We start from the raw sequence: 21,794 nt of genomic DNA, 5'->3' as shown, positions 1-21,794 counted from the left end.
ATTTCTAACGATTATTCTCAATAATTATGGCTACCCAATACTTCCCTTTTCTACGATTAATCTCTAATCGATTCCGTATAAATCTATTTTTATATCAGTTTTATCAATTAATACGGATCGTTATTATACACTATGAACGCTCTCCTGATAAGGGAAAGCAAGGAATAGAAATAGGAGAAAATATGCATAAAAAAGAGCCAAAAAGATTGAAAGAAAACTCAGCTTAGAACTTATAAAGATAATAACAAGTAAGATTAACCGCACGATTGTGATGTATGTTCTTTATAGGCGATATAGGCGATGAATATTTGCTACAATTTATCTTTCTTCCCCATCTCTTATTTCCCATTAATACGAATATACCGGTCATCTATAAAACAGTTATGCGTTATCAATACTTAAACTCTATTCATCCGCTCATTGATCAATATTTAGATCTTTTTATCAAACCTGATTCTGTCGTCATTGATGCAACACTCGGCAATGGCAACGATACTTTAAAAATTGCCCATAAAATGAATCATAAAGGCAAGATTTATGCGTTTGATATTCAAGCTTTAGCTATTGAAACGAGCCAACAACGATTAGCAGAATTGATTCAAAATGCCGAGCATTCCCCTGAAATAATCTTTATCCAAGATAGCCATGCGAATTTCAAAGCACATATTCAAGAGCCGATTGATTTTATTATCTATAACTTAGGATATCTTCCAAAAGGCGATAAAGAGATTACGACTTTGGCAGATACCACACTTGAAAGCGTGATTGCCGGCTTAGAGCTTCTAACGGGAAATGGTAAAATGCTGATCGCCGTCTATCATGGGCATGATGCCGGCAAGGAGGAAAAATCTGTTCTTGAAGCGTATCTGCAAGCGTTGGATCAATCTCAGTTCCATGTTTTTAAACAGCAATTTATTAATCAGAAAAATACGCCGCCCTTTATATATCTGATCGAAAAAGCAAAAACTCAGGTAGAATGCTAAGTTGCTTTTTTAAATTCTCCTGACAATGGATACCTTAAAACCATCATTGAAATATTTTTATTGCTGTGACACGTAACTTCATGAATCATAAAATTATCTTTATCATAGCGGTATTTTTAGTACTACTGCTACATTCTGGTACCGGAATTTTGATGATTCAGGATGAAAAAAATCGCATTAAAAAACACCAAACCATTGCGAACGTTACGCTGATTCCTACGGTTCCTGATTCTACAGAAGAAATAATTGCTGAAACTGAGCAAGAAAAAACCGAACAAGAGCAAGAACAAGAATTTGATATAGAACTTCCAAAAGAAGCGCAAACCTCTCCTCAAGCCGAAGAAACATCTGAAGAGAGTTCGGAACAAAAGGCTGAAGAGGAAACACAGGAACAAGAAGCTGAAAAGCCAGAAGATGTTCAGGAGGAAGAAACACAACAAGAACCAGAAGTAAAACCTCCTAGTTATCAGCAAAATCTCTCTCAAGAAGGCGAATCTTTAAAAAACAGCCTGCTTCCTCCTAGAGAAGATGGTGGATTTAGTCGTACTGTTTCTACAGAGAAAAATCCTTATGGAAAGATGGTTGATGAGGCGATTGCGCTATTAGCAGATACGCCATTTTTAGATGGAGATTGGAATCAGGAGCCGATTGGCGTAGAAGATTCTACCTATTTTTCTCCTGAGTTTTTAGATCATATTCGCAAAAGCAATATGGATGAGCCGATCAACAGAGAGGAGGTTGTAAAAGATGAACCGCCGGCACCTACGGAAGCGGAAATTGCAGAAGAAGATATTTTTGGAAGTGATCAACCCGTCACGATGATTGTCCATCATGTTTTATCGCCAGAAGAAAAAGCAACATTAGAGCAAGAAGCAAAAAAACAAGAAGAACTGCTTGAAGCCAAAAGAAGCACGAATATTATCAATACTGCCGGAAGCCAAATTCGCCGATTAGAATATAATCTCTCATTAGCATCAAATCAGTGCTTCGAAAAATATATTCGAAAGAGTAATCGAAGACATAGTATTACGCTCATTATCTTTGAATATCCCACCGGTGTCACAGTCAGAGTCGGAAGTGGAAATGCTGGATTAGATCAATGTATTGTTGAAATGACGGAGCAATTTATCGCTATTCCTGCTGAAATGGATCGCATTCGTAAATATGCACCAAGACTTACGGAAAGATCCTATCTTTTAAATGCGAATTTCTAAAATGACCTCAAAAATGATTACGATATTTATAAAGATATCTTATTGAAACACTTGATATGCACTTGAGTGATACTGACTTCCGCAATATTCTCTCTTCATACACAAATCTCTTTTGAATGAGGATAATCGAGTGATTCATCCGCATGATCATAGTGTCATGATTGATTTTAATGTACCAAATAAAAAAGGTTACGATTCAATATCGTAACCTTTTCATATCTACTCAAGAAGAGAATATTAGATTAACCCTCTGGCCAAATAAACCAACCTTTGGTTTCAGGATCATTTTCAATAAAATCTCTCATCTCATCAGATTGGAATGCTTTTCTCACATCTTCTGTCCATGGTTTATTCTCATCTGCTTTTTTAACTGTGACCATGAGCTCAAGATCAGGTAAAAATGTTTCATAAGCCAATGCATATTCAGAACCTACACCTGCTAAAAGCGCTACACCACCAGGCATTACTCCATAATCAATCTCATCTAATAAACGAGGAATAAGTGCTGAATCTACCTCTTTAAACTGAAGATTTTTAGGGTTACTTGTAATATCTCTTTTTGTAATCACGGCGAGATCAACATCTGGATTTAACGTAATCCAACCAATCTTTTGCAATAGCGCATAAGAACGTGCGGCATTCGATGGATCGTTAGGAATTAAAACCGTTTCCCCATTTTGAATACCGTCGATAGATTTTTCTTTGATGGAATAGATAAATGCCGGAATAGATGGCGTATGCACAATGGATACTAAGTCCTGTCCTGTTTCTCTGTTATATACATTCAAATACGCCTGATGTTGCGCCGTATGAAAATCAACACCACCTTCCACTAACGCCGTATTTGCATCTCGAAGTGTACTAAAATTCAAAAATGATACTTCATAACCCTGCGCTTCTAATTGTGGTTTGACCACTTGTTCTACCAAGACATTATGCGCACTGGGTGGCATTCCAACTCTTAATTTTTTCTGCTCTTCTCCACCATCATCTTGACCACATGCCGTTAATACGATACCGACACAAGATACGAGTAATAATTTCATGATTTTATTCATTATTTAAACTTCCTCTTATTGTTTTTATTTTCAAACACCATGCATGTCATCATGCTTTCAATAAATCATACCTAAAAAACATGTTAAGTATGATTTATTTTCGGAGAAACATCAATAAAAAAGTCTTAGACATCTCTATCTAAGACTTTATTTTATAATTTTAGAACTAGCAAATTATTCAGATTATCTTTTTTGTGGTTGATGCAAGATATCGATATATTGATTTTTATTATATTGAGATGGGTATAAACGGTATACATAATCCGTTGGTGTGACAGATGTATTTTCTACATCACGAGTAAATAGAACTTTACCATCTTTATCTTTAGCGACTAATGTTCTTGTTTTACCATCTTCACTAATGCTCCAATCCCCTTGGAGTTTTTGCACTCCTTCTGGTGTATGCATTACAAATTTACCATTGCGGTAATAATTCGCGGTTCCATAATATTGACTGACACGTGAATCATTTGCGCCAATACTACGAATATTATGATCTATTGCGTTAGTAGTCACCCAAGTTTTACCAACCATCACTTTTTCATGTTCATTTAAATCTTTGGTTGCACAAGCTGCTAAAACGGAACCCATTAATGCAACTGCGATAATATTCTTCATTTTTATCATATTGATTACCCTTAAGGACTGATTAATTAAACAATTTACTGTTCTAACTTACATCAAAAAGACATATCAAGCAACTGATTAAGCTTGTAATTTACTGATAAAAATGATAACAGTCAGATATTTTAGGATGTCTATGAAATTAGAAAAATAACGCCACTCAAATAAATGCCGGCATTTATCAAAATACGTGATTTCCAAAAATATTAAAAACTCAAAATCCTATTAGATATTATTGGATATTCATAATAACCACCAAAAATCGGCGCAAGATCTGCCAAATTCTTTATCTGCCTATTGCCAATTTTTGAATGTTTTAACTTTGTATTTTACTCCACCAAATACTGCCATAAATCATGGAATTGCTCTCGGCTCTCATCGATTCGATATCCTTGATTAATATCCATTTTCTCTCCTTTACTTTGAGCGTTTAGAATAAATTGACGATAGCTTTTAAAAGCTTTACTTAATTCATCTTCACTCATCTTATAAGAGTTTGTAATGCTATTCATAATGGAGTATTTCTGTGTATTAAAGGCATAACGAAGCGTATATTGCTCTAATCCTTCGGGATGTTCTCGAGGGTCTCTTCCCATATCTATAGATAGCAATAAATCATTATTCCATAATTTAAATAGAAGTCGCCTTTTGCTACGCCATTCCTCGAAAGTTAATATATAAGTAGGATCAATCACATTTCCAACCTGCTCTTGAATATGTTTTAAGTTATCCCGTACATCTATTCGAGAACCTCCGCTCGTTAAATCGTGCTGCCAGCCCTTTCTGTTAATCTCTTGCATCAATGCCACATATGCTTCATACGCGACTTCTTGCGTGACAAATTCTGCTTCATGTAATCTAGAGTTAATATCGATCCCCATGATGCCATCTTCTGCAAAGCGTCCATATTGAACGCCCATTGCCCTCATCACATTCGGAATTTCGATCTCGGCATTCTTACCAATGATCCGTAAATTCCCGGGATTCTTCTCGGAAAAATAGATACTGATAAAGCCCACTCCTGAAGGATGATTGTCGGCATTGTAGCTATAACACTGAAAATCCTTCACGCCTTCTTGTCCAAAATGCAATTCAACAAAGCCTTCCTGTTTCATCGATAGCTTGCAAAAAGGGTTTTTTCCTTCATATAAAATAATGGCGGCAAGCAGCGCCAAAACCCCTAATCCTAATAACAAATACCGTTTCATTGCGCTCCTTATAACACTTAAATCCCGCAAGCTCTCAGACAATTACTCCACCAAATACTGCCACAAATCATGGGATTGCTCTCGGCTCTCATCGATTCGATATCCTTCTTTCAGATATCTAGTTTCTCCCTTTTTTCTCGCATTTAGTAAAAATTGTCTCTTTTTTTCAAATGCTTCTCTTAACTCATCTTCACTGATTTTATGAGAATCTGTAATGCCATTCATCATGTAATACTTCTGCGTATTAAAGGCATAACGAAGCGTATATTGCTCCATTTCTTCTACATTATTTTTAGGCCTTCTATTAATTGTTATTCCTAAAAGTAAATCGTTATTCCATAAATCAAAAAACATCGTTCTCTGATCTTTCCACTCTTCAAAAGTTAAAATATAAGTAGGATCAATCACTGTACCAACCTGCTCTTGAATATGTTTTAAGTTATCCCTCACATCTATACGGGGTCTTCCGCTCGTTAAATCATGCTTCCAGCCTTTCTTATTAATCTCTTGCATCAATGCCACATATGCTTCATAGGCGACTTCTTGCGTGACAAATTCTGCTTCATGTAATCTAGAATTAATATCGATCCCCATAATGCCATCTTCTGCAAATACCCCGTATTGAACGCCCATTGCCCTCATCACATTCGGAATTTCGATCTCGGCATTCTTACCAATGATCCGTAAATTCCCGAGATTCTTCTCGGAAAAATAGATACTGATAAAGCCCACTCCTGAAGGATGATTGTCGGCATTGTAGTTATATCGCTTGAAATCCTTCACACCTTGTTTTCCAAAATGGAGCTCGATCTCTTTGGAAGTGCTGATGACATTTCCCGAGAAAATATCTCTTCCTACGAAGAATAACCAAGCAACAGTGACAAGAATACCCAATATGCCGTAACCAATTTTGTGTTGAAGTTTCATATCTTCCTTTCATACCTTTCAATATTTTTAGAAGGGATTTCTACTCGAAATTATTCCCAATATTCTGTGAGATACGATACGCTGTTTTGCGTTTTAATTAGTCAAGATATGAGAGTTTTCTCTCAATAAAAATTCTCAGAAAACAAAAAAGCCCTTAAAAAGGGCTTTTTATACGTTTCTTTTAATACTTCTTCAGAAAGATTTAAATCTCTGAAACTTTTGATGTTGAAAGATTAATTTACTCTAAAATAATTCTTTCGATTTTCGCACCTAAATTCGTAAGCTTCTGTTCAATAGAATCATAACCACGATCTAAATGATGGAGTGCGCCAATTGTCGTTGTACCATCGGCAACTAATCCTGCGAGAATCAGTGCCGCAGATGCTCTTAAATCTGTTGCCGTAACACTTGCGCCGGAAAGCTTTGGAACGCCTTCAATAAAGGCGATACGGTTATCAATTTTGATATTCGCACCCATTCTCACGAGTTCATTGGCATGCATAAAGCGATTTTCAAAGATAGTTTCCATAATTGTGGACGTACCTTCTGAAATCGCCGCCATCGCCATAAATTGCGCTTGCATATCTGTTGCAAAGAGCGGATATGGCGCTGTTTTGATGCGAAGTGCTTTGAGCTTTGGAAGGTTTGGATACACACGAATCGTATCTGTACCAACCTCCACATTCACGCCCGCTTGTTTCAGCATATGCGTTACAGATTCTAAATGCTCCGGAATACAATCTTCGATCACGATATCGCCAAATGTCATCGCACCGGCAACCATATAGGTGCCAATTTCGATGCGATCTGGCATCACGCTATATTCACCGCCGCCGAGTTTATCAACGCCGGTAATGGTTAAGCGATCTGTACCAATTCCTTCGATTTTCGCACCAAGCTGATTGAGCATCAGCGCAAGATCACTCACTTCAGGTTCTTTCGCACAGTTATCAAGAATCGTCACGCCATCAGCTAATACTGCAGCCATGAGTACATTTTCAACGCCGGTAACAGTGACCACATCAAATGCATGATGACAGCCTTTGAGTTTTGATCCATTCTTCACGGTTGCGTGCACGTAACCATTTTCAACACGAATATCAGCGCCTAATGCTTCCATTCCTAAAAGATGCTGATCGACAGGTCTGCTTCCAATGGCACATCCGCCCGGAAGCGATACTTCTGCTTCCCCAAATTTTGCTAATATTGGTCCTAAAACCAAAATAGAGGCGCGCATTTGGCTCACTAAATCGTGATTTGCACGTGTTTTATGAATGCCGGAAGGATCAATCGTCACTTGATCCCCTTTGATTTCCACTTTCGCACCCAAATCTTCTAAAATTTGGCACAAAACGAGAACATCTTGCAGTTTGGGAACATTCTTTAAAACAACCGGTTCACTTGCTAAAATCGTTGCTGCTAAAATGGGCAATACCGCATTTTTAGCGCCACTTGCACGAACGGTTCCTTTTAAAGGTCCATTTCCCTCAACTAATAGTCGTTCTTTATCAGCCATTATTTGCTCCATTCATCTGGAGTATAGGTTTTTAGCGCTAATGCATGAATCTCTTCAGTTTCAAGACGATTTCCAAGTGTTGCATAAACGAGTTTATGCTGTTTTAACATTGAAATACCTTCAAACTCAGGGCTTACCACAACCCCTTCAAAATGTACCCCATCTTCGCCTTTAATCTCGATGAAATCACACTTTAAACCTGCTTGAATTAATTCTTGAACTTTTTCTTTAGTCATCATGATGAGATATTCCTTACTCCAAATTGATTTAGTACGTTACATATCGTCTTACAAATTTTCTTCTTGAAATAGTAGATAAGCGATATACAACTTGGATAGCACAAAGATTAAAACGATCTAGCATTGTCCTTTCTACAAACGTTTCAATCTCCGAATTAATGTTCGTTATTATGCCATGATCTTAGAGAGATTTTCATATATTGATCAATTTGCCTATCAATTGTCTATCAATTTCGCTAATTCACGATTTCTAAAGCCTATTTGAGAAAAATGACAAGATTACTTCTACGAAAACGCTTCAAAATAGCGCCAAATATCACGCACAAAAAAAGCTCAAATGAATGAGCTTTTTTATGAATTGTCATTTTTCTACATGACGACTGTATATCGAATATCCGTCTTACGGTATATCGCAACTAATTAATAGTTTGTAATACCATCTTTAGAATTCTTCTGAATTCGATGGGCACTATACGCACTCACACAGCCTACGAATAGAACAAAAAGACAGATATAGATTGGGAAACCATCACTCCATGTCAACATAATTGCTGAAAGCATCGGCACGATACCGGCAACTAAGAAGCTTGGGAATTGATATACCACAGAGATTCCTGTGTAACGTACTTCTGGTCTAAAGAGTCCCGCATAAAGTGGCGCTTGTGGTCCAAAAATTCCCGCATAAAGTAGTCCAATTGGAATGATAAATGCCGGCCATAATAACCACGGATTATCCACACTCATATCCATGAGATAGAATGCCGGGAATACGCTAATTCCCGCTAATAAACTTGCTGTACTATAAACACGCGCACGACCAAATCTATCTGCAAGCTTGCCGCAATAGAGAATTGCCGGCGCCATCACTAATGCCGCAATCGTAATAGGAATAATCGCGCTCGTGCGATCCATGCCTAATCTTTGCGTTAAATAGCTGATCGAGAAAACCGCAAGAACGTTGAAGAAAACCCCATCAATCCAACGGCAACCTACGCCTAAAAGGATATTTTTTGGATAGTTTTTCAAAACAACCATAATTGGAAGTTTGACTTCTTCTTCCTCTTTTTTCTCTTGCGCTTTCACAAAGTCCGGCGTTTCAAGAATATTGAGGCGAATATACATCGCAATCGCAACAAGTACGATACTTCCTAAGAATGCAATTCTCCAGCCCCATTCCATGAACGCTTCATCTGTTAAGAAGTAAGAGAGCGCTGCTACTACTGCCGTTGCTAAGAATAGACCAATTGCTAAACCCATTTGCGGGAATGCCGCATAGAATGAACGCTCTTTCTCATCCGCATGCTCATACGCTAAAAGTACAGCACCGCCCCACTCTCCGCCTAAACCAAAGCCTTGTAATAAACGCATTAATTGCAACAAAATAGGTGCTGCGATACCAATGCTTGCATAACTTGGAATTAAGCCAATTCCAACAGTTGCCACACCCATAATTAAGAGTGTAATCACTAACACACTTTTACGACCATATTTATCGCCATAATGTCCGAAGATAAATGCGCCGAAAGGTCTTGCTAAATATCCAATGGCAAAGGTTAAATATGCCAAAATCGTTGCCGCTGAGTTACTAATATCAGGCGAGAAGAAGAGATGGTTAAAGACAATCCCGGCAACAACGCCGTAAAGGAAGAAGTCATACCATTCAATCGTTGCGCCTAGTAAGCTCGCAAGTGCGACTTTACGCATTGAGTTTTTAGGAGGTTGATTACTCATAAATAATTTTTGTACCTTTCTAATTTAAAATAAAATAAAGCATCAATTACAGCGCTAGTTATTGTTATTACTATCTATATCTATATCGCTATCTATATCACTGATCTGAATGTTCAGATCAGTAGGATATTCAGGTTTATTCAGGATTGACGGAGCCTACAAATTTATAAGGGCCCGCAAATGTGGCTTGTGAAGGGATTTGGCAAACATGAGAATTACACTGCCCTTCATGCCAGTGATGAATCATATATCCCGGCGTTTCCATTCTAAATGCATCGCCCCCTTCCGGCGTTAAATCCATGGCAATTTGCATAGAAACCGCCGGTGCCGTCACCATCACGTTATTCCCAAATGTGGAAGTAATCGGGCGATGAATATGACCACAGCAGAAACGAACATTCGAGTATTTCGTTAAGATCTCTTTTAACTGCTCGCTATTCTCATAAGGCTCATCCATTTCACCAAAGCCTGTTAAAAATGGGACGTGATGAGAAAAGAGTAATGTCGGCGTATCGGGTTTTTCCGCTAAGGTTTTTTCTAACCAAACGGCCACTTCCGGATGCAGATGCCCTGAATGGGAACCCGGATGCGTGCTATCAAATACCACAATACGCATCGGCAATTCTTCATAGGTATAACAGATATACGGCGCCATCTCTGACTCAGTTGGGCAATACTCTGAAAGGTATTTCAAAATCCCTTCTCGTCTATCATGATTTCCCGGAAGCACAAAAAGAGGTGCCGGCAATCTTTTTAATTCTTCTTGTAATAACTCATAAGCATCCGGCGCACCGCTATCTGCTAAATCTCCGGAGATGACAATCGCATCCGGCGTCCAATCTAAATTGCAGATATGATCAATACAATCACGAAGCATTTTCGGCGTATCAACCACACCAAAAGAGAGTTTTCCATCACCTCGAACATGAGGATCTGAAAGTTGTATCACTTTCATAATTTACCTACCCATAAAACTTTATAAGTTTATTTAACGTTTATTACCGCAGAATCACGAATTATATCAAATAAAATATTATCCTTATATTTCGCCAATTATTTGCGCCTCTTTTTCCGTTTTAATATCTCTCTGCAATCTATCTAAATACCGATCAGATGGCGCCGTTCAGCTCCTTAAAAAGGAGCAAAGCGTAGTATCACAGGCGAATAAGACAAAAAGATAACAGCATTCTAAATTTGTAAAAATTGCGTAAAATATTCTCATTGATAGACAGAATTTCAATCACTTCATCGTGACAACAGATGTTATAAACCTTATACAAAGCTTATGTAACGCTTATATAAAACTTACATAACACTTTTGTAACATTCCTTATCACGACAAACTTCCCCTATATATATCTATTCTATAAAATCGTTATCACGCGCCCCATAAAACGACTACAAAACTCTGATGAGATTACTATAAAACACCTCATAAAATATCTGTAATTGTTGTTTTTTATGAATGATAAACAGAAAGATTCAATATCTTAAATTAATCATTTTCAGGGCCATTTTCCCATATAAAATGTCTGTCACATTACCTCTTTACAATTTTATAATTTATTTTCAGTTGTCATAAATTCGTCACATATCCTTTTTATACTGCCTTCCATCTTTCGATTAATAAGAATGAGGATTCGCACATGAAAATTCGTAGACAACTAGGTAAAAAATTAGCATTATCCACAGCGCTTTTTATGTCACTAGGATTAACGCTAGCAAATGCACAAAAAGAAACGCTCACGGTTTATACGGCATTTGAAGTCGATCAGCTGAAAGAGTATCAACGTGAATTTAATAAAGTACATCCCGAAATTGATCTTCGCATTGTGCGAGATTCAACCGGCGTCATTGCGGCGAAACTCCTTGCGGAAAAGAATAATCCTCAAGCAGATGTGGTTTGGGGCGTTGCGATTACAGGCTTAGGTGCGCTGAATGCTGAAGGGTTATTAGAACCTTATGCACCTGCGAATATCGATAAGATTGATCCAAAATTTAAAGATTCCCAAGAAGTACCTAATTGGTGGGGCTTAGATGTCACCGGCGCTGTGATCTGCTTTAACACACAAGAAGCGGCGAAAAAGAATCTTCCTGAACCTAAAACATGGAATGATCTCCTCAATCCTGTTTACAAAAACCAAATCGTGATGCCAAATCCTAGCTCTTCCGGCACAGGATATCTCAACGTGATCGGCTGGATGAGCATGTTTGGCGAAGAGCAGACTTGGGAATATATGGATGGATTACATGAAAATGTTGCGCAATATACCCATTCAGGTTCAAAACCATGCAACATGGCGGCAACGGGCGAATATCCTATTGGTATCTCTTTTGAATATCGTGGACATTCCAACAAAAAACGTGGTGCGCCGATTAATCTTGTCTTCCCACAAGAAGGTTTAGGTTGGGATGTGGAAGCATTTGCCATCATGAAAGGTACTGACAAACTCGAATCTGCGAAAAAGCTTGCAGATTGGGCTTCAAGCACCGATGCAATGAAACTCTATGCGAAAAACTTTGCTATTACCGGCGAGCCAAATGTGGCACCTCGTTTAGAGAATATTCCTGATAACTATGAAGATCTATTAGTAGAGATCGATTTTGATCAAGCGGCGATTGATCGTGGAGAAATTCTCGAAAAATGGAACAGCCGTTACGCAAATAAATCAGAAGGAAAATAGTCATGAATCAGTCCTACTTGCAATTGAGTGGTATTCATAAGCGCTTTGGGAATTTTACAGCGCTCAAAGAAATCGATTTATCGTTAAACAGAGGAGAATTGATCTGCTTTTTAGGTCCTTCTGGTTGCGGTAAAACAACGCTTTTACGCATTATTGCCGGCCTTGAAACTCAATCAAGTGGGATGATTCATCAAGATGGGCGTGACATTAGTCACGCGCCTATCGAAAAGCGAGATTACGGCATTGTGTTTCAATCTTATGCCCTTTTCCCAAATCTGACGATTTATCAAAATATCGCTTACGGTTTAGTGAATCAAAAAATGCCGAAGAAAGCGATTAAAGCACGTGTGACGGAACTGTTAGAAACTGTGGGGCTTTCCGGCAGTGAAAATAAGTATCCCGCACAGCTTTCCGGCGGACAACAGCAACGCATTGCCCTTGCAAGAGCGCTTGCAACATCGCCAAACTTACTGCTATTAGATGAGCCATTATCAGCGCTCGATGCTACCGTTAGAACGCATCTTCGCCAAGAGATTTGCCATCTACAAAAAAAGCTCGGCATTACCACCATTATGGTCACTCACGATCAGGAAGAAGCGCTCTCCATTGCCGATCGAATTGTCGTGATGAATCACGGGAAAATCGAACAAGTGGGAACGCCTTTTGAGATTTATAGCAATCCTGTGTCGCCGTTTGTGGCAAGCTTTGTCGGCAGAGTGAATCAAATTTCCGGCAAAAGCCTTGGTAATCGTCGATTTCAATTTGGAGAGCAGACGGTTTCTCTTCCAGATAATTCTGAAAATAACGAAAACCCTGAAAATATCCCGCAAGGCGACAATGTCATGGCATATATTCGCCCAGAAGATTATGAGATTGTGGCAGATCAACAGAGCAATCAAACAGAAGGATTTACCGGCATTATCGAAAATCTGGAATTTTTAGGAAGCCACACGTTAGCCACCTTTAATACGCCGGAAAATGATACACCGCTGACGCTACTATTTTCGTTACAAGATAATTTAAAGCATCAAATTAGTATTGGGAAATCTCTCAAAATCCGATTCCCTGAATCAAAAATGAATATTTTTAGGAGCGCTTAACTCCATGAGTCTGACTTCTTCACGTTTACCTTCATCTTCATCTACATCTTCGCCGGCAAGTTCTTCTGCCCATTTTTTAACAAAATTCACGCCAAATAGAATGATTGTGGGCGCATTAACGCTCATCATCACCATCTTCTTTCTACTCTTTTTGGTGGCACCTTTAAGCACTGTTTTTGAAAACATCTTCATTACCGATCCTGCTTTTGCTGAAAGCACCGTGCTTGAGAGATTGCTCGCTTATTTTCATCAGCCTTCTCTTTTAACGAGCCTTAAAAATAGCCTTTCGGTGGCGCTGTTAGTCACCATCATCATTATCCCCATTGCCTTTATTTTCGCTTACGGATTAACGAGAAGTTGCATGCCCTTTAAAGGAATGCACCGCTCAATCTCGCTCATTCCGCTCTTAGCACCTTCCTTGTTATCGGCAATTTCCCTCATTTACTGGTTTGGGAATCAAGGGATTGCGCTAAAGTTTTGGCAGTTTTTAGGATTTGAATCCATTTACGGCATGTCCGGCATTGTCTTAGCGGAACTTTTTGCGATTTTCCCTCATGTTTTGATGATTCTCACCACAACCTTAACCATTGCCGATGCGCGTCTTTATGAAGCGGCGGACACGATGGGAACTTCAAGCGCTCGAAAATTTTTCACCATCACATTACCCGATTGTAAATACGGTATTATCTCGGCGGCAATGGTGGCATTCACCCTCACAATCACAGATTTCGGTGTACCAAAAATTGTCGGCGGCAACTTTGATGTCTTGGCAACGGATGTCTTTCGTTTAATGATCGGTCAACAAGATTTTCAGCAAGGTGCACTTGTAGCCCTTCTCCTTCTCTTGCCGGCAATTTTCACATTCTCTATTGATCTCATCATTCGCCGGAAAAATGCCGCAACGTTAAGTGCAAAATCCGTGTTATTAGTGCCGAAAAAATCGAGCCGCTTTGATATGGCAATGTTCTCTTTCTGTTCCATCATTAGTCTGCTCATGCTAGCCATGTTACTCATGCCAATCTATGCATCTTTCGTGAGCTTCTGGCCTTATAACTTAGAATTGAGCCTTGTAAATTATCGCTCTATCTTAGTGGAATCTGATCTTGCGCACACAATCATGAATACTTTAACCCTCGCAAGCTTTACGGCAATTTTTGGGGTGATCACGATCTTTATCGCCGCTTGGCTTATTGAGAAAACTTCCGGTTTTGCCAAAATTAAAGGCTTACTTCGTCTATTTGCCATGTTGCCGATGGCAGTTCCAGGACTCGTATTAGGCATTGGTTATATTCTCTTTTTCAATATGCCGGATAATCCGCTAAATGGCTTATATCACACAATGACGATTTTAGTGATCTGTACCATTATCCACTTCTTCAGCACGAGTTTTATCTCCACAAGTGGCGCGCTGAAAAGCATTGATAGCGAATTTGAATCAGTGGCATATTCTCTCAAAACGCCGGTTTTAAGGACGCTTTGGACAGTCACATTACCGATTTCTCTGCCAACATTAGTGGACGTTGCGAGATATCTCTTTATCAATGCGATGACAACGATTTCGGCAGTGATCTTTATCTACTCGCCAGAAACAGAACTTGCAGCAGTTGCCATCTTAAACCTTGATGATGCCGGAGATGTTGGCGGTGCTACGGCAATGGCGGTGATCATTACAACGCTCTCCGTACTTGCGCTTCTCTTCTTCTCTTTAGTAGAAAAGATCGTTTTCAACAGAACCCAGCAATGGCGATCGGCATAATTGAGGTGATTATGATGATTCAATATCAGATCAAACATCTCATCAGTTTCAGCAGATTCAATGGCAATACAGAAACTGATTTACATAAGCTGATTTGTAGTTGGTGCGAATGCTTGCATTCTTATAAAGATCACGCGCCAACAATATTGATGCTTTTCAATTTCAAACCAAACTGACGAATTACTTCATTCAATAGATATCAAGAAAGTAATCGAGCACTTAGGAAGTAAAAACCAATCGGATCATCACTTTTTTAACAAGACTTTAAAGGGATTAATACTGCGGGCGAGAAATAGCTCAAAGCATGCAAACATTCTCTCCCGCTGCAAATCAGCCTTTATCACGAATATATAACCCATCATTCATAGCAACAGACAACTCTCTCAATCCATACTTTCCATTTAAGGCTTATTCAAGGAGCACTTCATGAGTCGCGATAAAATCTTATTAACACCCGGTCCTTTAACCACTACACTTCGTACGAAATTAGCGATGTTAAACGATTGGGGTTCTTGGGATGAAGATTTCAAAAAAGTCACTGCTAACCTGCGTGAATCCCTTCTCAAAATCATTCAAAACACCGGCGATTACACGGTTATTCCCATGCAAGGAAGTGGTACATTCTCCGTAGAGGCGGCAATTGGTACCGTGATTCCGCAAGAAGGGCACATTTTAGTTCTCGATAACGGTGCATATTGCAAAAGAATGGCAACCATTAGCGAAAGACTTGGACGAAAAACTACATTGCTCTCGTTTCCAGAATCTGAAAGCGTCAATCCTGAAGCAGTCAAAGAAGCTTTACAAAATGATCCTTCCATTACTCATGTCGGTTTAATTCACTGTGAAACCGGCACCGGCATTATTAATCCGCTACAAGAGATTAGCGATATTTGTAAAGCTTCTAATGTGGGATTAATCGTGGATGCCATGAGTTCATTCGGCGCATATCCCATTGAAGTCACCTCTTTGCAATTTGATGCGCTCATTGCCGCAAGTGGTAAATGTTTAGAAGGCGTTCCGGGAATGGGTTTTGTGTTCCTTCGTAAAGCGATTATCGAATCTTGCAAAGATAATAGCGCCTCTCTTTCGCTCGATCTTTATGATCAATATCATTACATGGAGAAAACAGGTCAATGGCGCTTTACGCCGCCAACGCATGTGGTGGTTGCGCTTCATGAAGCCGTTATTCAATTCTTTGAAGAAGGCGGACAACCCGCCCGTTTTGCCCGTTATCAAGAAAATTCCAATGTGTTACTCGAAGGCATGCGTGCTTTAGGAATTGAGCCTTTCTTAAATGAAGCAGATCTTTCGGCAATTATCATCACATTCTTAGCACCACAAAGCGACAAATATGATTTCAAAACCCTCTATGATGTGACAAAAGCAGAAGGCTTTATGCTCTATCCCGGCAAACTTACGGAAGTGGATACTTTCCGTGTAGGTTCCATCGGCGCAATTGATGCGTTAGAGATGCGCCAAGCGGTCAATGCTATTGGTTTTGCCTTGCAAAAAATGGAAGTTTAACAGTTGTTTTAACAATGATTACTGAAGCATCATTTCAATGGTAAAATTACTTCAATGATAAATACAACGATCTCTCATATAGAAAATGGGAGATCGTTTTTTATATTCTCTTTCATAGTATTCTCCTTCGGCATATCCGTTGTATATTTAAGAGGTAATAATACAAGAAATATTTTTGAATTTTTAATACAAAACTTCCAACAAACAGCCACTTCCTCAGCACTTCATCATTACTTTAAAATCTATCCCTATGTTTTTATAAAACTTCTTTGTTACAATATATAGTCTTTGCCTAAAACATTTATCTAAAATAATTTCAAACTGAGAATATATGATTAATCACAAAAGATCTTTCCCTTCCCTATTTAGCATCATTGCTTTCCTGATTTTAGGATACTTCTCTTATGCTCAAGAAATCGACGATACCGTGATTCCACCGAACGTTGAGTGTTGTGATATCTTAGAATCTGCAGAAATGTCTATTGAGGATATTCAAACAAAAATCACAGCATTAAAAATAGAGCTTAAAAATGCCGGCACACAAGAAACAAAAATAGATATTGAAGAGCGTATTAATCAATTACAAGCAAGACTGATCCAATCACGCCATGAATTTGAAAAGTTTGCATTGGGTGGCATCGATATTAACTTCCTCACTAAATCCGATAATGAAGAAGATCTCAATTACGATTGGCAAGCAGAATTACTCCAAATTGTGCAACCCGTTTTCTCGGAGATTCAACGCTTAACGAAAGCTACTCGAGAAAAAGAGATTGTAAACCGCGATCTACAATTAACAAATGAAAAAATTGAAGTCCTCAAAAGTGGGCTTGCTTACTTAGCGGCAATTCCTAGAGAAGAACTTAATCACACAACGCTACTGCGCTTAGAAACTATTGAGGATAGCTGGGAGCTCTTCTTACGAGATCTTTTACGAGATCGAGATCGTTATACTAATCTCCTAAGTGCCATGACAACCGATAAGTCATTTATGGAATCTCTCAAAGATGGCGTGATTGATTTCGTAAAAGGCCGAGGATTAATTCTATTTACCTCATTTGCCACCTTTATCCTAGTGCTTTATAGCCTGACTAAACTGATGGATATTTTTATCCAAAGATCACAAAAGAAAACTCGTGGTCAGCAAAAAGTTAATCTTAAACGCAGATTATTTATCCTTACTTATCGCGTCATTTCGATTATCGCATCCGTCATTGCATTTCTGATTGTTCTGCATTCTATGGGAGATATGGTCTTATTTGGAATTGCGATACTCATTCTATTAGCACTCATCTTTGCATTTAGAAACTATGTTCCCAAATACTTTTCAGAAATTCGTCTGTTCTTAAACCTCGGTTCAGCAAGACAAGGCGAGCGAGTTATTTATCGTGGTATTCCTTGGATGATCGAAAGAATTACGCTCTATAGTGCAACGCTTCACAATCCTGCTCTTGATAATGGCCGTATTCGTTTAATGCTTCCTGAAATCGCAAATCTGATTTCTCGTCCATTAAATAACGATGAAATCTGGTTCCCGGCAAAAGTGGGAGATAGTTTTATTTTACCAAGTGGCGCCTTTGGAGAAGTGAAACGACAAACGCCAGAATCTGTTTATCTCAATTCTTTTAATAGCACCATTATTTATCCAACAGCGGACTTTATTGCCGGTGCCCCAACGAATCTCTCATATGGCTACTATACTGTTGCAGATTTTGGGTTGTCATATAAACACTTTAATACGCCCGTCGATGAGATATTCACGAAACTCAAAGCATATGTCATTGAGTTTTTATCTCACACAGATCTGCATGATCAATACAATTCGATTAGTGTAGAGTTTAGAAAAATTAATGAAGGAATATCTCTTGTATATACCGTTATTCTTTCAATGAAAGGTTCTTCTGCTGCTTATTACTTCCAATCAGGACGATTAGTTCAGCAGGCATGTTTACGTTGTGCCCAACAGGAAGGTTGGAGCATGCCATTTACGAGTATCGAAATGCGCAATAGCCAGAACCAAGTGATTTCACAGTAAATTATGACCACTTAAAGGTAGCATCTGCTTTTACTCTGAGTACTTTGTTTAAAAATAGATAAGTGTATGCAAAAAGGAGATCGTTATGATCTCTTTTTTTATGGATGTTTCCCCTATCATTTTTAGAAGATCGTTTTTATAGAAAATTTCTGTCTACTTCCTGTTTAATTATTCTCAGTTCATAGTGAAATTGATTTAAGAAAGTTCCCTTGTGAAGTATAGGCTGATTCATCGCTAGGTCGAATGCTTGTATTCTTTTGCAAATCTCGTGCCAGCAGAATTCATTCTTTTTAGAGTTTTAAGTAAAACGAAATAACTATAATAGTCTAAAATACAACATTCCTAATATACGATTTTAAAAACATAGACTTTCACTGGCATCATATAGCAGTCCATTTTTCTGAACTAAATCTTGCTAATCCAATTTCACGACATAAAACAAGCACTATAAATATGTAATCGCCATAAACTAAACGGGCATAAAAAAAGAGCTAGTGAATACTAGCTCTTGTACTTTATCTATCATCAATATAGAAAATAGATATTAGTGTCTTGCTACCATTAATTTCTTAATCTCTGCAATTGCTTTAGCAGGATTTAAGCCTTTAGGACAAGTGTTTGTACAGTTCATGATTGTGTGGCAACGATAAAGCTTGAATGGATCTTCAAGTTCATCTAAACGCTCACCTTTATATTCATCACGTGTATCAGAAATAAAACGATACGCTTGAAGTAATACCGCAGGACCTAAGTACTTATCAGCATTCCACCAGTAGCTTGGGCATGATGTTGAGCATGATGCACAAAGAATACACTCGTAGTAACCATCTAATTTACGGCGCTCTTCAATAGATTGTAAACGCTCGCGTGGTGGTGTTGGAGTATCTGCTTGTAACCATGGTTTGATCGATGCATATTGCGCATAGAAGTGTGTTAAATCCGGAACTAAGTCCTTAATCACATGCATATGTGGAAGTGGATTAATCGATACTTCTGTTGCAGTTACTGCACTAATCGCTTTAGTACATGCTAATGTGTTTGTACCATCAATATTCATCGCACATGAACCACACACACCTTCACGGCATGAACGGCGAAGTGTCAATGTAGGATCCATTGTGTTCTTAATAAGCAATAATGCATCAAGAATCATAGGACCACACGCATCAAGATCTACTTCATAACGATCATAACGTGGATTTTCACCAGTATCTGGATTCCAACGATAAACTTTGAATACTCGTTTGTTAGTCGCATTTTCGTTTTTAAAGAACTTTCCTTCTTTAACAACCGAATTTGCGGGTAATTTAAATTCAGCCATAATATTTTCCTTTTATTTTAACCTGTTACTCATCAGCATTCGCCAATTAGTAAGTACGTTCTTTAGGTTCGATATACGCAACTTCATCCGTCAATGTATATGTATGAACAGGACGATAATCGATAGTGACATCTCCATTTTCATCAATCCATGCAAATGTATGTTTCATCCAATTCACATCATCACGATTTGGATAATCTTCACGAGCATGCGCACCACGAGATTCCGTACGGTTTACAGCTGATTTAACTGTTGCAACTGCACAAACTAAAAGGTTTGAAAGCTCAAGTGTTTCTACTAAGTCTGAGTTCCAGATTAAGCTTCTATCATGAACTTTAATATCATTGAATAATCCAAATGCTTCATCAACACGTCTAACACCATCTTCGAGCGTTTCTTGCATACGGAATACAGCAACATCTTCCTGCATTGCACGTTGCATTTTATCGCGAAGATCCGCAGTTGAGATATTTCCATCCGCATGACGGATTTTGTCAAAGCGATCTAAAATATCAATCACTTTTTGATCATCCATTGCTTTATGATCTGCATTTGGTTTTAAGATTTCTGCTGCACGATTTGCTGCTGCACGACCGAATACTACTAAGTCGAGTAATGAGTTAGAACCTAAACGGTTCGCACCATGTACAGATACACACGCCGCTTCACCAATTGCCATAAGACCTGGAACGATGTAATCAGGATTACCATCTTTAAGTGTCACAACTTCACCGTGATAGTTCGTAGGAACCCCACCCATGTTGTAGTGAACTGTTGGAATTACAGGAATTGGTTCTTTACGTACATCAACGTCCGCAAAGATTCTTGCGCTTTCCGCAATACTTGGAAGACGATCTTCGATCACTTCAGGACCTAAATGCTCAAGATGCAAGTAGATATGATCTTTCTTAGGACCAACGCCTCGACCTTCACGAATTTCAATTAACATTGAACGTGAAACAACGTCACGTGATGCTAAGTCTTTCGCATTTGGTGCATAACGTTCCATGAAACGCTCACCATTAGAGTTTGTTAAATAACCACCTTCACCACGAACACCTTCAGTGATTAAACAACCTGCACCGTAGATTCCTGTTGGGTGGAATTGTACGAATTCCATATCTTGAAGTGGAAGGCCTGCACGCGCAACCATTCCGTTACCATCACCTGTACAAGTATGTGCAGATGTTGCTGAGAAGTAAGCACGACCGTAACCACCTGTTGCTAATACAACCATTTGTGAACGGAATACATGCATTGTTCCTTCAGCTAGATCCCAAGCAACCACACCACGGCACTCGCCATTGTCCATTAAAAGGTCAACTGCGAAATATTCGATGTAGAATTCTGCTTTATATTTTAAAGATTGCTGATACAAAGTATGCAACATTGCATGACCTGTTCTATCTGCTGCCGCACATGTTCTTTGTGCTTGACCTTCACCAAAGTTAGTGGTCATTCCACCAAATGGACGCTGATAGATTTTACCATCTTCAGTACGTGAGAATGGTAAGCCATAATGCTCAAGTTCTAAAATTGCAGGAATTGCTTCACGACACATATATTCGATTGCATCTTGGTCGCCTAACCAGTCAGAACCTTTAACTGTATCGTACATATGCCAGCGCCAATCATCTTCACCCATGTTACCAAGTGCCGCTGAAACACCACCTTGTGCTGCAACTGTATGTGAACGTGTTGGGAAAACTTTAGTCACACAAGCTGTTTTTAAACCTTTTTCTGCCATGCCGAGTGTTGCACGAAGACCTGCACCACCTGCACCTACAACAACAACGTCATAAACGTGTTCTTGAATTTTATAATCTTTATACTCTTTTAAGTTACTCATCAATAAAACTCCGAGAATTTTTATT

The 21,794-nt window shown here is 38.7% G+C and carries 17 protein-coding genes; 7 read left to right on the top strand and 10 right to left on the bottom strand.

Annotated features, from left to right (window positions below; translation table 11 throughout):
* Positions 1 to 308 precede the first annotated feature (308 nt).
* Positions 309 to 983, top strand: coding sequence for a tRNA 5-(aminomethyl)-2-thiouridylate-methyltransferase MnmM (mnmM, locus tag ACYSN2_RS02575; protein WP_461748702.1), 675 nt, complete (start codon positions 309 to 311; stop codon positions 981 to 983).
* A gap of 80 nt (positions 984 to 1,063) precedes the next feature.
* Positions 1,064 to 2,197, top strand: coding sequence for a hypothetical protein (locus ACYSN2_RS02570; RefSeq protein WP_461748701.1), 1,134 nt, complete (start codon positions 1,064 to 1,066; stop codon positions 2,195 to 2,197).
* 242 nt (positions 2,198 to 2,439) lie between these two features.
* On the opposite strand, the gene ACYSN2_RS02565 is transcribed toward ACYSN2_RS02570, so the two are convergent.
* The 8 genes from ACYSN2_RS02565 to ACYSN2_RS02530 form a co-directional block, all read right to left on the bottom strand.
* The gene (locus tag ACYSN2_RS02565; RefSeq protein WP_461748700.1) at positions 2,440 to 3,255 is read right to left on the bottom strand and encodes a MetQ/NlpA family ABC transporter substrate-binding protein; all 816 of its coding nucleotides are present in this window, start codon (positions 3,253 to 3,255) and stop codon (positions 2,440 to 2,442) included.
* A gap of 183 nt (positions 3,256 to 3,438) precedes the next feature.
* A complete protein-coding gene (locus ACYSN2_RS02560) occupies positions 3,439 to 3,882 on the bottom strand; it encodes a DUF4822 domain-containing protein (RefSeq protein WP_461748699.1) in 444 nt (147 codons plus the stop codon).
* Between the two features lie 326 nt (positions 3,883 to 4,208).
* Positions 4,209 to 5,087 (bottom strand): hypothetical protein, encoded by an 879-nt coding sequence (locus ACYSN2_RS02555; protein ID WP_461748698.1) that lies wholly within the window; start codon positions 5,085 to 5,087, stop codon positions 4,209 to 4,211.
* Positions 5,088 to 5,129: 42 nt separating this feature from the next.
* On the bottom strand, positions 5,130 to 6,014 hold the full coding sequence (locus ACYSN2_RS02550; protein WP_461748697.1) for a hypothetical protein: 885 nt from the start codon (positions 6,012 to 6,014) through the stop codon (positions 5,130 to 5,132).
* A gap of 238 nt (positions 6,015 to 6,252) precedes the next feature.
* Positions 6,253 to 7,530 (bottom strand): UDP-N-acetylglucosamine 1-carboxyvinyltransferase, encoded by a 1,278-nt coding sequence (murA, locus tag ACYSN2_RS02545; protein ID WP_461748696.1) that lies wholly within the window; start codon positions 7,528 to 7,530, stop codon positions 6,253 to 6,255.
* On the bottom strand, positions 7,530 to 7,769 hold the full coding sequence (locus ACYSN2_RS02540) for a BolA family protein (RefSeq protein WP_461748695.1): 240 nt from the start codon (positions 7,767 to 7,769) through the stop codon (positions 7,530 to 7,532). The genes murA and ACYSN2_RS02540 overlap by 1 nt, the downstream gene beginning before the upstream one ends.
* Before the next feature lie 420 nt (positions 7,770 to 8,189).
* A complete protein-coding gene (locus tag ACYSN2_RS02535; RefSeq protein WP_461748694.1) occupies positions 8,190 to 9,500 on the bottom strand; it encodes an MFS transporter in 1,311 nt (436 codons plus the stop codon).
* A gap of 136 nt (positions 9,501 to 9,636) precedes the next feature.
* The gene (locus ACYSN2_RS02530) at positions 9,637 to 10,455 is read right to left on the bottom strand and encodes a phosphodiesterase (RefSeq protein WP_461748693.1); all 819 of its coding nucleotides are present in this window, start codon (positions 10,453 to 10,455) and stop codon (positions 9,637 to 9,639) included.
* A gap of 691 nt (positions 10,456 to 11,146) precedes the next feature.
* Here ACYSN2_RS02530 and ACYSN2_RS02525 point away from each other — a divergent pair.
* From ACYSN2_RS02525 to ACYSN2_RS02505, 5 genes are all read left to right on the top strand, one after another.
* A complete protein-coding gene (locus ACYSN2_RS02525; RefSeq protein WP_461748692.1) occupies positions 11,147 to 12,184 on the top strand; it encodes a putative 2-aminoethylphosphonate ABC transporter substrate-binding protein in 1,038 nt (345 codons plus the stop codon).
* A 2-nt stretch (positions 12,185 to 12,186) separates the two neighbouring features.
* On the top strand, positions 12,187 to 13,284 hold the full coding sequence (locus ACYSN2_RS02520; RefSeq protein ID WP_461748691.1) for a putative 2-aminoethylphosphonate ABC transporter ATP-binding protein: 1,098 nt from the start codon (positions 12,187 to 12,189) through the stop codon (positions 13,282 to 13,284).
* Positions 13,285 to 13,288: 4 nt separating this feature from the next.
* Positions 13,289 to 15,040 carry a putative 2-aminoethylphosphonate ABC transporter permease subunit gene (locus tag ACYSN2_RS02515; protein ID WP_461748690.1) on the top strand — a complete coding sequence of 584 codons (1,752 nt, stop codon included), beginning with the start codon at positions 13,289 to 13,291 and terminating at the stop codon, positions 15,038 to 15,040.
* A 426-nt stretch (positions 15,041 to 15,466) separates the two neighbouring features.
* Entirely contained in the window at positions 15,467 to 16,564 is a 1,098-nt protein-coding gene (locus tag ACYSN2_RS02510) for a 2-aminoethylphosphonate--pyruvate transaminase (RefSeq protein ID WP_461748689.1), read from the top strand.
* A gap of 331 nt (positions 16,565 to 16,895) precedes the next feature.
* Positions 16,896 to 18,599, top strand: coding sequence for a hypothetical protein (locus ACYSN2_RS02505; RefSeq protein ID WP_461748688.1), 1,704 nt, complete (start codon positions 16,896 to 16,898; stop codon positions 18,597 to 18,599).
* Positions 18,600 to 19,143: 544 nt separating this feature from the next.
* Here ACYSN2_RS02505 and ACYSN2_RS02500 read toward each other — a convergent pair.
* Positions 19,144 to 19,920: a succinate dehydrogenase iron-sulfur subunit gene (locus tag ACYSN2_RS02500; RefSeq protein ID WP_461748687.1), complete on the bottom strand. Its 777-nt coding sequence runs from the start codon at positions 19,918 to 19,920 to the stop codon at positions 19,144 to 19,146.
* Positions 19,921 to 19,966: 46 nt separating this feature from the next.
* The gene (sdhA, locus tag ACYSN2_RS02495) at positions 19,967 to 21,769 is read right to left on the bottom strand and encodes a succinate dehydrogenase flavoprotein subunit (protein WP_461748686.1); all 1,803 of its coding nucleotides are present in this window, start codon (positions 21,767 to 21,769) and stop codon (positions 19,967 to 19,969) included.
* Between the last annotated feature and the right edge of the window lie 25 nt (positions 21,770 to 21,794).

Source organism: Ignatzschineria sp. LJL83 (assembly GCF_054871845.1).
Note: the sequence above shows the minus strand (reverse complement) of the source record. Positions and strands in the feature narration are given on the sequence as shown.